13 protein-coding genes are annotated in these 13,487 nt (G+C 73.3%); 6 read left to right on the forward strand and 7 right to left on the reverse strand.

Annotation, left to right across the window (positions count from 1 at the left end):
- Positions 1–16: 16 nt before the first annotated feature.
- From MR1_RS16190 to MR1_RS16215, 6 genes are all read right to left on the reverse strand, one after another.
- A complete protein-coding gene (locus MR1_RS16190; protein ID WP_084344815.1) occupies positions 17–1,096 on the reverse strand; it encodes a hydroxyacid dehydrogenase in 1,080 nt (359 codons plus the stop codon).
- Positions 1,093–2,169, reverse strand: a complete 1,077-nt coding sequence (locus tag MR1_RS16195; protein WP_067249303.1) for a dihydrodipicolinate synthase family protein — start codon at positions 2,167–2,169, stop codon at positions 1,093–1,095. The genes MR1_RS16190 and MR1_RS16195 overlap by 4 nt, the downstream gene beginning before the upstream one ends.
- Entirely contained in the window at positions 2,169–3,203 is a 1,035-nt protein-coding gene (locus tag MR1_RS16200) for an NAD-dependent epimerase/dehydratase family protein (protein ID WP_067249306.1), read from the reverse strand. The genes MR1_RS16195 and MR1_RS16200 overlap by 1 nt, the downstream gene beginning before the upstream one ends.
- Positions 3,204–3,258: 55 nt before the next feature.
- Entirely contained in the window at positions 3,259–4,164 is a 906-nt protein-coding gene (locus tag MR1_RS16205; protein ID WP_067249308.1) for a carbohydrate ABC transporter permease, read from the reverse strand.
- Entirely contained in the window at positions 4,161–5,084 is a 924-nt protein-coding gene (locus tag MR1_RS16210; protein WP_217996239.1) for a carbohydrate ABC transporter permease, read from the reverse strand. Before MR1_RS16210 ends, MR1_RS16205 begins: the two co-directional genes overlap by 4 nt.
- Positions 5,085–5,154: 70 nt before the next feature.
- The gene (locus tag MR1_RS16215) at positions 5,155–6,393 is read right to left on the reverse strand and encodes an ABC transporter substrate-binding protein (protein ID WP_067249310.1); all 1,239 of its coding nucleotides are present in this window, start codon (positions 6,391–6,393) and stop codon (positions 5,155–5,157) included.
- Positions 6,394–6,590: 197 nt separating this feature from the next.
- Between MR1_RS16215 and MR1_RS16220 the strand changes: the two genes are divergently transcribed.
- From MR1_RS16220 to MR1_RS16245, 6 genes are all read left to right on the forward strand, one after another.
- Positions 6,591–7,790 (forward strand): ROK family transcriptional regulator, encoded by a 1,200-nt coding sequence (locus tag MR1_RS16220; RefSeq protein ID WP_084344813.1) that lies wholly within the window; start codon positions 6,591–6,593, stop codon positions 7,788–7,790.
- Positions 7,787–8,812, forward strand: a complete 1,026-nt coding sequence (locus MR1_RS16225) for a Gfo/Idh/MocA family protein (RefSeq protein ID WP_067249313.1) — start codon at positions 7,787–7,789, stop codon at positions 8,810–8,812. Before MR1_RS16220 ends, MR1_RS16225 begins: the two co-directional genes overlap by 4 nt.
- Complete coding sequence (locus MR1_RS16230; RefSeq protein ID WP_067249316.1) at positions 8,809–9,843, forward strand: Gfo/Idh/MocA family protein; 1,035 nt, start codon at positions 8,809–8,811, stop codon at positions 9,841–9,843. Before MR1_RS16225 ends, MR1_RS16230 begins: the two co-directional genes overlap by 4 nt.
- 116 nt (positions 9,844–9,959) lie before the next feature.
- The gene (locus MR1_RS16235) at positions 9,960–11,216 is read left to right on the forward strand and encodes an aminotransferase class III-fold pyridoxal phosphate-dependent enzyme (RefSeq protein WP_067249319.1); all 1,257 of its coding nucleotides are present in this window, start codon (positions 9,960–9,962) and stop codon (positions 11,214–11,216) included.
- Positions 11,213–11,983 (forward strand): amidohydrolase family protein, encoded by a 771-nt coding sequence (locus tag MR1_RS16240; RefSeq protein ID WP_067249322.1) that lies wholly within the window; start codon positions 11,213–11,215, stop codon positions 11,981–11,983. The genes MR1_RS16235 and MR1_RS16240 overlap by 4 nt, the downstream gene beginning before the upstream one ends.
- Positions 11,980–12,780, forward strand: a complete 801-nt coding sequence (locus MR1_RS16245; RefSeq protein ID WP_067249326.1) for an amidohydrolase family protein — start codon at positions 11,980–11,982, stop codon at positions 12,778–12,780. Before MR1_RS16240 ends, MR1_RS16245 begins: the two co-directional genes overlap by 4 nt.
- Before the next feature lie 85 nt (positions 12,781–12,865).
- On the opposite strand, the gene MR1_RS16250 is transcribed toward MR1_RS16245, so the two are convergent.
- On the reverse strand, positions 12,866–13,294 hold the full coding sequence (locus MR1_RS16250; RefSeq protein WP_067249329.1) for a DUF305 domain-containing protein: 429 nt from the start codon (positions 13,292–13,294) through the stop codon (positions 12,866–12,868).
- Positions 13,295–13,487 lie beyond the last annotated feature (193 nt).

The following is a 13,487-nucleotide window of genomic DNA, read 5'->3' on the forward strand; positions in this document are numbered from 1 at the left end:
CCCGACGGGGCCGGCGTCAGCCCATCGTCGCGAGGTGCGCCCGCGTCACCGCATGGCCGAGCTCCCTCCCGGAGACGAAGGCGTCGATCTCGTCCGCCACGATCCGCCCCTGCCGGAGGCGCCCCTCGCGCGTCCCCGCCGCGCGGTGCGGCGTGAGCAGCACGTTCGGCAGGGTGCGCCAGGGCGAGGCCGCCGCCAGCGGCTCCTCGTCGAACACATCGATGGCCGCGCTGAGCCGCCCGGACGACACCTCCGCCTGAAGCGCCCGCTCGTCCACGAGCCACGACCGCGCGGTGTTCACCAGCCCCGCGCCGTCCGGCATCAGGGCGAGCTCGCGGGCGCCGATGAGGTGGTGCGTCTCGGGCAGGGTCGGCGCGTGCACGGCGACGATCCGCGCGCGCTGCAGCGCGGCGTCGAGCGGCAGCAGCTCGGCGCCCAGGGCGTCCGCCTCCGCAGCGTCGACGGTGGGGTCGACGAGGAGCGGCCGGGCGCCGAGCGCGCGGATCATCTCCAGGTACGCACGCCCGGTGCGGGACGCCCCGATCACGGCGATCGGGGCCTCGGCGATCTCGTGCTGGGTCCCCGCGGCCGGGTCGTACCAACCGCCGGTGCGCACGCCCTCGTGCAGGGCGGGGATCCGATGCAGCAGCGCCAGCGTGAAGGCGAGAGACACCTCGCCGACCGACCGCGCCATGCCCGCACCGGCCTGCGTCACGATCACCCCGCGGTCGAACAGCGCGTCCGTCGCGAAGGGCTTGACCGTCGCCCCGGTGTGCGCGACGAGCTCCAGCCGCGGGAACCGCGCGAGCACGTCCTCGTCGAGCGGACCGACGCCCCAGCTCGTGACGAGGACGCGGACGGCTCCGGGATCGGGGATGTCGGCGATCCGGTCGACGCGCAGGCACCCGGGCGCCGACTCCGGCGACGCGGAGGGCGGTCGCCGCGTTTCGTCTCGGTCCGCTCCGCGGTCCTCGCTCAACGACCGGGACGCGCGATCCAGCCGTGCGGCGTCCTCCGGGGTGAAGAACTCCGCGAACAGCTCCGCCGACACCACGGCGGCGACCGCCGCACCGGACCGCCGTCCCGCCTCGGTCATCGCAGCCACGCGTCCCGGTGCTCGGCGATGAAGGCGTCGTCGTTCAGGTCGGGATAGGCGCGGCGCACGCGGGCGATCTCCTCCGCCTGGCCCGGCGAGAGGCCCTCGTCGGGGTTGAGGCACCAGATCCCCTCCAGGAGCCCCTGCTGCCGGAGCATCTCGTGCACGCCGGCGATCACGCCGTGGAAGTCGTGGCCGGGGTCGAAGACCGCCTGGTTGACGTCGACGAGGTCGATCGCCTCCCGGCTGAGCTCCAGGGTCGCCTGCGCGTCTCCGGCGGCGGCGCGGTGGGCCCGCTCCAGGAGCGCGACGGCCGCGCGGGTCCCGACCGCCCACTGGCCGAGGAGGCCTCCGACGAAGCGCAGCGTCCGCGGCCCGTCCGGCGAGTCCACGTGGAACTCTGACAGGAGGTCGGCGACGATCGCGTCGTCGTTGCCGGTGTACAGCGCGATCTCGTCCGCGCGGCCCGACGCCGCCACGCCCCGGACGAGCTCGAGGGTCCGGTAGCGGTCGAAGGGCGCGGCCTTGACGGCGACGACCGAGGGGATGGAGGCGAACGCGCGCCAGAAGTCCCGGCTGAGCACGGGTCCGCCGATCGCGGTCTGCAGGTAGAAGCCCACGACCGGGAGCACCTCGCCGACGGCCCGGGCGCGGTCCAGCAGCACGCGCTCGTCGGCCCCCGCCACGCGCGGGCTCACCAGCACGGCGTCGTAGCCGAGGGAGCGGGCGAGCTCCGCCTCCGCCACGGCCTGGGCGGTGCCGCCGGCGACGCCCGCGATGCGCACCACGTCGGCGCCGGCACGCGCGTCCAGTTCCTCCGCGGCGAGCGCGAGGACGGGCTCGAACAGGGCGTGCTCGGCGTCGCGGATCTCGAACTGGGTGGTGTGCACCCCCACGGCGATCCCGCCGGCGCCCGCATCGAGGTAGTACCGGGTGAGCGCGCGCTGGCGGCGCTCGTCGAGGCGGCGGTCCGCCGTGAGGGCGAGCGGGTGCGCGGGGATCACCGCGCCGCGGGCGAGCGTGCGGGCGGCCTCGGGGCGAAGCACCGGGTGCACCGCGGGGACGGTCGCCATCAGAACCTCCCGTCGCGGACGGCCCACTTGGTGGGCTTGGCCGACAGGGGAAGACCGGACTCCAGCCACGCGGCCTGCCAGGCGATGAGCGTGTCGGCCGAGTACGGCGGATAGCCGAACAGCGCCATGCACCGGCGGGAGTCGCTGAGCAGGGCCGTGGGCTCGGGCTCGTCGACGATCTCGACGTCGCGTCCGAAGAGCTCGCCGAAGCGTCGGGCGACGGCGGCGACGCTCAGCGTCTCGGGCCCGGTGAGGTTCACGGTGAAGGCGTCGGTCGACGCGTGCCCGAGACTGCGCAGCACGACCTCGTTCGCGTACCCCTGCCACACCACGTTCACGGCGGCGGTGGCGACGGACACGGGCTGACCGGCGTGCACGGCGCTGGCGATGTCCGCGAGGACGCCGTAGCGCAGGTCGACGGCGTAGTTGAGCCGGATGAGGGCCACGCGCGTGCCGCGCTGCTGGGCGGCGAACTCGAACACCCGCTCGCGACCCAGGCACGACTGCGCATACTCGCCGATCGGGGCGGGCGGGACGTCCTCCGTCGCGCCGCCCGACGAGGCGGGGAGGAACGGGTACACGTTGCCGGTGGACAGGACGGAGATCGCGCTGTCGCGGTAGCGGCGGGCGACCCGGTCGGGGAGCGCGGCGTTGACCTCCCACGCCCACGACGGGCTCGTCGCCGCCCCGAACTTCGCGCCGACCATGAAGACCACGTTCGGGGCGTCCGGGAGCGGGGCGAGGTCGTCGTTCTCGATGAGGTCGAACGGCACCACGCGCACCCCGGCGCGCTCCAGGCGCTCGCGCACGGCGGCCTCGCCGAACCGGGACACCGCGTGCACGGCGTCGCCGTCGCGGCCGGCCGCGTCCAGCGCGCGCCGCGCCAGGATCGCGAGGGTCGGGCCCATCTTGCCGCCGGCGCCGAGGATGACGAGGTCCCCGCTGCCGCGGGCGAGGTCGGCGACGAGGGCGTCGCTCGGGGTCGTCAGGGCCTGTTCGAGGTCGGCTTCGGAGGCGAATGCCTGGGTGGTCACGGAGGATCCTTTCTGATCGGGGACGGCGAGACCGTGGGGCGCGAGGGCGGGCGGCTCAGCCCTTGATGCCCGAGCCGGTCACTCCCTCCTGCACGTAGCGCTGGGCGACGAGGTAGGCGAGGAAGATGGGCAGCAGCGCCACGACGGACCCGGCGAGCATCGTGCTCAGCGGCACGTTCTGCTGCTGGAGGGAGGAGATGCCGACGGTGAGGGTGAACATCGCGTTGGACTTGGCGATGATCAGCGGCCACAGGAAGTCGTTCCAGTGCCACAGGAAGACGAAGATGCCGAGGGTCGCGAGGATCGGCTTGCACAGCGGCAGCACGATCCGCAGGAAGATCCGGAACTCCCCGGCGCCGTCGATCCTCGCCGCCTCGAACAGGTCGTCCGGCAGCCCCTGGATGAACTGGCGCATGAGGAACACCGCCTGCGCGTTGGCGAGGGTCGGGAGGATGAGCCCCCAGTACGTGTCGATCCCGCCGAGTCCCGCCATCATGATGAAGGTCGGGATCAGGGTGACGTGGAACGGGACCATGACCATCGCCAGGAACGACCAGAACATCACCTCCTTGCCCGCGAAGCGCTTCTTGGCGAAGGCGTATCCGGCGAGCGCCGACAGGAACAGCACCGCCACCACGGACACGAGCGAGTAGACGAGGGTGTTGCCGAGCCAGCCGATGAGGTTCTGCCCGCTGAGCACCTGCGTGTACGAGTCGAAGGACAGGTCCCAGGGCAGCAGCGAGCCCGGCAGCTCCACGACCTTCCCCGGCTTCAGGCTCAGCACGACCATGGCGTAGAACGGGAAGAAGCTGAGCACGGCCGCCAGCCCCAGCCAGATCCAGCGCAGGACCACGCCGATCCCGGTCGGCTCCAGGGCGCGGTACGAGCGCGAGCGCACGGGCGCCGGACGGCGGCGCCCGCGGGGCGTCTCGGTGAGGATCTGCTCGGTCGCGGTGGTCATTTCTGCCTTCCGATCACCAGGCGCTGGATGAGCGCGACGACGAGGGTCATGACGAACAGCGCGACGCCGACGGCCGCGGCGTAGCCGTAGTCGAAGTACTTGAAGCCCTGGTCGTACAGGAGGTAGACGAGGGAGTAGCTGGCGTTGGCGGGGCCGCCCTGCGTCATCACGTAGATCACGTCGAAGACCTGGAAGGCGGCCGTGGTCTCGATCACGGCGAGGAAGAAGATCGTGGGCCGAAGGTACGGGAGGATGATCCACCGGAACCGCTGCCAGGCGTTCGCGCCGTCCATCAGCGCGGCCTCCTCCAGCTCCCGCGGGACGTCCTGCATCGCCGCGATCATGATCATCATCCCGTAGCCGAAGCGGGACCAGACGCCCACGACGACGATGGCCGGGAGGACGAGGACCGTGCTGCCGAGCCAGGATCCGCCGAGTCCGAGCGGGGTCATCAGCGCCGACCACGGGCCGTTCGCGGAGAAGATCCACACGAAGATCGATCCGGCCAGGACCAGCGAGGTGATGACGGGGAGGAAGAAGACCGAGCGGAAGAAGCGCGAGCCGCGGAAGCTGCGGCGCACGCCGAGCGCCATCACGGTGGAGAGCACGAGGGCGATCGGGACCGCGAAGACCGTGTAGAGGACGGTCGTGCTGAGCGCCCGCCAGAACAGGGGGTCCGCGACGAGGCGCTGGAAGTTCTCCAGCCCCTTCCACGCGATCTCCCCGGAGATGTCGTACTCGAACAGGCTCAGGGCCACGCCGACGATGGTGGGGCCGAAGCGGAACGCGAGGAACAGCAGGAAGGCCGGCAGCACGAACAGCAGCGCGATGCGCGCCTCGCGGCGGGCGAGCACGCGGGTCACCGCGCCGGCCGGGCGGTCCGTCGCGACGGGCTTCTTCGCGGTCGTCAGCGTCGTCATGGGCACCTCTTCGTCCGTGGTCCGTTCGGGAGGAGGGCGGGGGCGCACGGTCGCGCCCCCGCCCCGGTGACTACTTGATGAGGGGCGCCGCCGCCGCCGCGGCCGCCTTCAGGGCGTCCTCGGGGCTCTTCTGCCCGAGCAGCGCCGCCTGGATCTCCGGGGACAGCACGCCCATGAGCGCACGCGAGCTCGTCGCGAGCTGGCCGACCGTCGTGTCCGGCACGTACTTCTCCACCTCGCCGAGCAGCGGGTCGTCGGCGTAGATCGGGTCCGTCGTGCTGAGCGCGGAGAAGAAGCCGGACATCTTCAGGTACGGCTGGATCACCTCGGCGCCGGTCGCGTACTCCGCGAACGCGGCGGCGGCCTCGGGGGCCTTGGAGCCCTTCAGCACCGAGAGCGAGCCGACGGTGCCGTAGGCGACCGGCTTCTCGTCCTTCAGCGGCGGGAGCACCTTCACGTTCTCGGCGCCCCAGAAGGGCTCGAGCTCCGTGACGGAGTTGTTGAAGGTGCACGCGACCTTGCCCTGGGCGACCGCGGTCTGCTCGAGCGGGACGGTGGTGGTCAGCGCCTCGGGGTCGAGCGCCTTCTGCTCGGCCAGGCCCGTGAGGAAGGTCAGCGCCTTCTCGCCCGCCGCGCTGTCGAAGCCGACCTGGCCGTCCTTGTCGTAGACCTCGCCGCCGGCCTGCCACAGCAGCGGGTAGAAGGTGAGGTTGAGGGTGTTCTCCGCCGAGGCGGGGTAGTTCATCAGGTACATCCCCTTCTCCGCGAAGACGGGGGCCAGCTTCTCCATGTCGTCCCAGGTCTCCGGGTACTCCGTGACGCCGGCCTGCTCGAAGACGGAGGCGTTGCACAGCAGCGTCATGGCGCTGGTGAGCAGCGGAGCGCCGAGGATGTCCCCGTCGATGGTGACGGACTCCTTGACGTTGGGCAGCAGGTCCTTCTGCCGCTCGGCGCTGAGCAGGTCGTTCAGCGGGGCGATGGACTTCTGGTAGGCGGCGAGCTGGTCCGGGATGAGGTAGACGAGGTCGGGGCCCTTGCCGGCGGCGATGGCCGTCTGGAGGGCCTCGTCGCGGTTCGCCCACGGGAAGATCTCGTAGTCGACCGTGATGTCCTCGTGCTCCTTCTCGAACGCCTCGATGGTGTCGTCCCAGAAGCTCTTGTTCGCGGCCTCATCGGCGACGACCGGGTACAGCCACAGGGTGACGTGCTTGTCTCCGCCGGCGGCCTGGCCGCCTCCCGCCGAACATCCGGCCAGGAGGGCCAGGGCGGCGACGCCCGCAGCCACTCCGGTGAACGTGCTGACGCGCATGGTGCTCCTTTGCTTGAACCGTGCAGGGTAGAGCCCATTATGACACCACGGTGTGATAATGAGTCAAGCCCCGGTTTCCAATGAACGTCAAGCACAGGTTCGGGATCCGCTCCATGGATCCCCTGTCGCTCGCGAATTACGTGAGGTTGCTGTGCTATTTTGAACGCCAACCGGCGACGGCGTCGAAAGGAGCGAAGATGCCCGAGAGGACACCCCCGCCGATCATCGCGCGCTGCGCCGTGCACCTGCGGGACGCGGGCGATGCCACGGTCAACGAGATCGCCCGCACGCTGGAGCTGTCCCGCACCTCCGTCGAGAACGCCGTCTCCGCGCTGACCGACGCGGGGGTCGTCGCCGAAGCGGCGGGCGGCGGTTCCGCCGGACGGGCCGGACGCCCGGCCCGTCGCTACGCCTTCGTCGCCGACGCCGGGGCCGTCGTGGGCGTCGACATCGGCGTGGCCAGCGTCCGGGTGCTCGTCGCCGACCTCACCGGCAGGGTGATCCGCCAGCACCGCTTCGAGGGCATCGCCCAGCAGCCCGACGGCGCCGCCAAGCTCGCAGTGGTGATCGCCGACATCCGTGCAGCGCTCGCCGAGGCCGCGGTCCCCGCCTCACGGGTCCGCGCCATCGGCGTCTCCCTGCCCGGCCTCGTCGAGGACTCGGGCCGGGTGATCGCCTCCGTGGTCATCCCCGACTGGTCCGGGGTCGACATCGGCGCCCAGCTGCACCAGGCGTTCGGATGCCCGGTGTCCGTCGACAACGGCGTCCGCCTGGCGGCCGTCGCCGAGCACCACCTGGGGGTCGCGCAGCTGGTCGACGACGTCGTCTACCTCTCCGTGGGCAACCGCATCGCCATGGGGCTCATCCTCGCCGGGCGACCGCGCCGGGGCGTCCACAACGCCGCCGGCGACATCGGCCGCCTCGCCTTCCGCGGCATCGACGCCGACACCGGGCAGATCCGCTGGCGCACCGCCGACACGGCGGCCGGCGTCTTCGCGCTCGCCCGCGAGGGGCACTCCGGCGCGCAGGAGGAGATCGCCGCGTTCGTCGACGAGCTGGCGCACGGCATCGCGACCCTCGTCATGACCATCGACCCGGCGATGGTCGTGATCGGCGGCGGCCTGTCCGGAGCGCACGGCGCCCTGCTGGATCCGTTGCGCGCCGCCCTGCCCCGCCACATCGGACTGCCCTTCGAGGTCCCGCTCGTGGAGGCGCGGCTCGGCGCCGACGCCGCCGCCCACGGCGCCCTCGTGCACGCCTTCCGCCGGCACGCCGACGCCGTGTACGGCATCGAGGGGATGCCGGTCCCGCCGGTGACGCCGCAGCGCCGCCCCGGCACGCCGTCCGCACCCGCCCCGACCACCGATCCCGTCCCCGTCGCAGAGGAGCATCCATGACCACGTTGACCGTCGGCCTGATCGGCGCGGGAGGGATCTCCCGCGTGCACGCGGACGCCTGGCGCGCCCTCGGTGCGACCGGGTACGTGACCTCCCTCCAGGGGGCGGAGGCGATCGCCGAGGAGTACGGCTTCACCGTGGTCGCCGACGTCGACGCGCTGATCGATCTCGTCGACATCGTGGACATCGTCACGCCCAGCAGCACCCACGCCGACCTGGCGCTGCGGGCGATCGCGCGGGGCCGCGACGTGGTGTGCGAGAAGCCGCTGGCGGCGACGGCGGAGCAGGCGCAGCGGATCGCCCTGGCGGCGGAGCAGGCGGGGGTGCGGCTCTTCCCGGCGCACGTCGTGCGGTACTTCGGCGAGTACGCGGCGATCAAGGCGGCGATCGATGCCGGACGCCTCGGGACGGTCGCCGTGCAGCGGTTCAGCCGCGCCGGGTCCGCGCCGCGGACCCCGTGGTTCTTCGCCGAGAGCACGGGCGGGGGCGTGATCCGCGACCTGATGATCCACGACATCGACCAGGCGATCTGGTTCGCCGGCCCGGTCGCGTCGGTGTACGCGGTGCAGAATCCGCCGACGGTGGACGACCGGGTGCCGACGCCGGTCACCGCGCACGTCGTGCTGACGCACCGCAGCGGCGTGATCAGCCACCTGCACGCCAGCTGGGTCGCCGAGGGCATGCCGTTCCGGACCAGCGTCGAGGTCGCAGGATCCGAGGGGCGCATGCGCCATGACAGCGCCGAGGACGCCGCCGTGCGCACGGACGCCGTCCTCGCCGAGGGGAGCACGGACTATCTGCCTCCCATGTCGCCGCAGGAGAGCCCGTACTACGCCGAGATCGCCGACTTCGTCGCCGCGCGACGGGAGGGGCGCGACGCGCGGATCACCCCCGCCGACGGGATCGAGGCCGTGGCCGTCGCCGAGGCGGCCTACGCCTCGATCGCCGCGGGCGCCCCGGTCGCGCTCGCATCCGCCCCGGCCCCCGCATCCGCCCGTGAGACCGAGGAGGTCGCCCGATGACCACCGCCCCCGCCCCGCTGCGCGTCGCCGTCCTGTCCTTCGCGCACACCCACGCGATCAGCTACGTGCACGCCCTGAAGGCGATGCCCGGCATCGAGCTGATCGCCGCCGACCCGGACGGCGCCGCGGCCCCGGACGACGCGCCCCGGGGTGCGGAGCTGGCCGCGCAGCTCGGCGTCGCCTACGTGGAGAGCTACGACGAGGCGTTCGCGTGGAAGCCGGACGCCGTGGTCGTCGCCTCCGAGAACTCCCGGCATCGCGCCCTCGTCGAGCGGGCGGCGGCCGCGGGCGCGCACGTGCTGTGCGAGAAGCCCCTCGCGACCACCCCCGCCGACGCCGCCGCGATGCAGGAGGCGTGCGAGCGGGCCGGGGTGATCCTCATGGCCGCCTATCCGGTGCGGTTCGCGCCCGCGTTCCGCGACGCGCTCGCCCAGCTCCGCAGCGGGCGGCTCGGCGCCGTCCTCGGGGTGACCGGGACGAACAACGGCAAGCTGCCGCAGGACCGGGCCTGGTTCACGGATCCGGAGCTCTCCGGCGGCGGCGCCCTCGTCGACCACGTCGTGCACTGCGCCGATCTGCTCGACGAGCTCCTCGGCGAGCGCGTGGCGACCGTGCGCGCGGTCTCGAACCGCATCCTGCACGGTCAGCGGGACCTGACCGTGGAGACCGGCGGGCTCGTCACGCTGCGGTATCCGAGCGGCGTCGTCGCGACGATCGACTGCTCCTGGAGCCAGCCGATGAGCGCCGCCACGTGGGGCGGGCTGACGCTGCAGATCGTCGCCGAGCGCGGCACCGTCACGGTCGCGCCCTTCGCCAAGGGCGTGGCCGGGCACGACGCGCACGGCGAGACCTGGGACCCGGTCGGCGCGGATCTCGACGCGCTGCTGCTCGCGGAGTTCGTCGCCGCGGTGCGCGAGGGCCGCCGGCCGCAGCCCGACGCCGGGGTCGGCGTGCGCACGGTCGAGATCGTCGCCGCGGCCCAGGCCTCTGCCGCCCGCGGCGGCGAGGTCACCCCTCTCCCCTCCCCCTGACCCCTCCCCTCTGCCCTCCCCTTCCCCGGTTTTGGGGTCCGAATCGGGACGATCCACCCCCGACCCGGACCCCGATCCACCGGAACCCGCCCCGAACCCGAGATCAGGAGCACACGATGACCGACCCCGCCGGCAGCGTCGCCGGACACCGCCCCGGCTGGCGCGAGCGCGCGCTCGCGGTGATGCCCGTGGGATCGAGCACGAACTCCAAGGCGCCGCAGCTGCTCCCTGAGGAGCCCGAGGTGATCGTGCGCGGCGAGGGCTGCCGGGTCTGGGACGACCGCGGGCGGGTGTTCATCGACTACCGGTGCGCCCTGGGCCCGGTGATCCTCGGCTACGCGGACCCGCGCGTGGACGACGCGATCCGGGCGCAGCTCGCCGACGGCATCCTCTTCGGCCATCCGCATCCGCTGGAGACGACGACGGCCGAGCTCCTGTGCTCGCTCGTCCCCGGCGCGGAGGCGGCGCGGTTCCTCAAGAGCGGCGGCGAGGCGCTGGCCGCCGTGATCCGGATCGCCCGCGCCGCGACCGGCCGCGACCGGGTCGTGCAGATCGGCTACAACGGGTGGCTGAACTCCCTCGCCCCCGGCGCGCGGATCCTCCCCGGCGCCTCGTCCGCCGCGGTCCCCGGCGTCCCGGCCGCGCTGGCCGCTCTGCACCACGCGGTCGAGTGGGAGGACCGCGACGCCCTCACCTCCCTGTTCGCGGAGCACGGGGACGAGATCGCGCTCGTCCTCGTCGCCGCCGACTACCCCGGGCTCCCGGACGCCGCCGGCTTCGCCGCCTTCCTCCGCGGGCTCGCGGACCGGCACGGGGCCCTCCTCGGCTACGACGAGATGGTGACCGGGTTCCGCGTCGCGCTCGGCGGCATGGCGGCGTACACCGGGGTCGTCCCTGACCTCGCCGTGTTCGGCAAGGCCGTGGCGAACGGCATGCCGCTGTCCGTCTACACCGGCCGCCGCGACGTGCTCGCCGTCCTCGACCGCGGCGAGGTGGTCGTCACGTCCACCTACGGCGGCGAGACCCTGTCGCTCGCCGCGGCCACCGCCACCATGACCGCCCTGCGCGACGACGACGTGCTCTCCCGCATCCACCGTCGCGGCGCGCGCCTGCGGGACGGGATCGAGGCGATCCTCACGGGCGCCGGGCTCGACGCCCGCCTGCGCGGGCACCCGGCCTGTCCGCAGTTCGTCGGGGACGACGAGCATCTCCGCGCGTTCCTGCGCGCGGCCTTCGCCCACGGCGTCTCCCTCTACCGGGTGGTGTACGTGAACGACGCCCACTCCGACGCCGACATCGACGAGACCCTCGCCCGCCTCGCCGACGCCGCCGCAGACGCCGCCCGCGCGCTGCGCATCCGGGACCACGCATGAGCACGCTCGCGGCGGAGCTTCCGGGGATCGACGCGCACACGCACCTCGACGGCGGCCACTTCGATCCGGCCGTCCTGGAGCTGGGCGAGCGGCTCGGGATCGGACTGTTCCTGTGCAGCAACCTCGGCGCGTTCCAGCCCCACCCCGGGATGGACGAGGTGAGGGAGATGAACGGCGTCCTGGCCGGCGAGCTGCACCGGCACCCGGAACGCCTGCGCGGCTACTGCTACGTCAACCCGCGCTTCGGGCGGGAGGCGCTCGACGACCTCCGCCGCAACGTCGAGGACCGGGGGATGATCGGCGTGAAGCTGTGGATCGCGACCCTCGCCGACGACCCGCTGACGGATCCGATCCTCGAGTACGCCGCGGCGCATCGCCTGATCGTGCTCGCCCATGCCTGGCGCAAGACCGTGCAGCGCTTCCCGTACGAGTCGACCGCCGTCCACATCGCCCGGGCGGCGGCCCGCCACCCCGAGGTGCGGTTCGTGATGGCGCACCTGGGCGGTCAGCCCGAGACCGCGGCGGACGTGGTCGGTCCGCACGCCAACGTGGCCGTGGACACGTCCGGCACCATCATCGGCGCGGGGGAGGTGGCGCTGGCCGTCCGCCGGCTCGGCGCGGACCGCGTCGTCTTCGGATCCGACCTGCACCACATCGACCTCGCCGCGAACGTCGGGAAGGTGCTCGGCGCCGGGCTCGACGCCGAGCAGGAGGAGCGGGTGTTCGGCGGGAACCTGCGGCGCTGGCTCGCGGAGGTCCGCTCGTGACCGCCCGGAGCCGCGCGCTCCTCGCCTCCTTCGCGGCGCTCGGGGCCGTGGACACGACCTGCCACCTGGGCGCCTGGCCGTCCCGGCTCGCCGCGTCCGCCGATCCGGACGGGCTCCGCGCGTACGCCGCCCGCCACGGGCTGCGCGCGCTGTGGGTCGGCCACCTCGCGTCTCTGTTCGGGTTCGACACCCGCTCCGGCAACGAGGCGCTGATCGACGCCTGCGGGGCCGATCCCCTGTTCGTCCCGTTCGCGGTGCTCGACGCGGGCTCGCCGACGTGGGCCGCCGAGCTGGACGGGGCGGTCGCGGCGGGCTTCCGGGGGATCCGCGTGGCCCCCGCGCACCACGGCACCCCCGTCGGCGCCGTGCTCCCGGTGCTGCAGGCGGCGGCGGAGCACGGGCTTCCCGTGCAGCTGCTCGTGCGACTCGACGACGCCCGCGTCCGTCATCCCCGCTCCCCGGTCACGGATCCCGAGCTGCACCGCATCGCCGACCTCATCCGGGTGGCCCCCGTCGCGCCGCTCGTGCTGAGCGGCCTGAACCGCGGCGAGGAACGCGAACTGCGCCGGCACTTCGGCGACGATCTTCCCGCGCACGTGCACCTGGACCTGTGGCACGTGAACGGACCGACCTTCGTCGCGGACGCCCTGGCGGAGGAACCCGGTCGCTGGGTGTTCGGCAGCGGCTTCCCGATCCAGACCCCGGAGGCGACGATGCTGCAGCTCGCCGCCGCGGCACTGCCCCCGGAGGACCTGCGCCGGATCACGTCCGGCACGGCGACCTCCCTCCTCCCCTGACGCGTTCGGGGCCCGGAATGGGGTGATTCCACCCCATCCCGGACCCCGAACGACCGGATCCCACCCCGAACGGCGGGAGCGCCGATCAGAGCGCGGCCAGGTCGTCCTCGCTCATCATGCCGTCGCCGTGGTCCATCGGGCCGGAGGGCTCCGCCACGCCCCAGTCGGCGAGCCAGCCGCGCAGCTGCTCGATCTCCGGGGCCTGAGCGGCCTTGATCCGTGTCGCGAGGTCGACGACGCGCGGGTCGACGCCGTCCTTGCCGAGCACCAGGTCGCTCATCTCGATGGCCTGCTCGTGGTGGCCGATCATCATGCCGGCGAACATCGCGTCGGCGTCGTTCGCCTCCGTCCCGGACGCCCCGGGGCTCGCCGTGGTCGGCGCCTCGGACATCCCGGGCATGCCCTCGTGGGATCCCGCCTCGGGATCCGCCGCCGCGCAGCCGGCGAGGACGCCGACGGCGGCGAGCGAGAGGGCGCCAAGCGCCACGGTGCGGGGAAGCGTGCGAATGGTCATGGTCTCTCCTTGGGTCGTGGATGACGCGTCCGACGGACGTCGGGCGCAAGCGTGCGGCGCCCTCACCGGCGATGCCCGGGGAACGGAGCGCGACGCGCGCGTCATCTGCGATCGATGCAGAGGAGGAGGAGATCGGGCGGGACGGCCGGGGGCGCGCCGGCCCGGGGTGGGTCGTCGCCGATCGCACGCGGCG

Source organism: Microbacterium resistens NBRC 103078 (assembly GCF_001552355.1).
In the GTDB taxonomy this organism is placed as follows: Bacteria; Actinomycetota; Actinomycetes; order Actinomycetales; family Microbacteriaceae; genus Microbacterium; species Microbacterium resistens.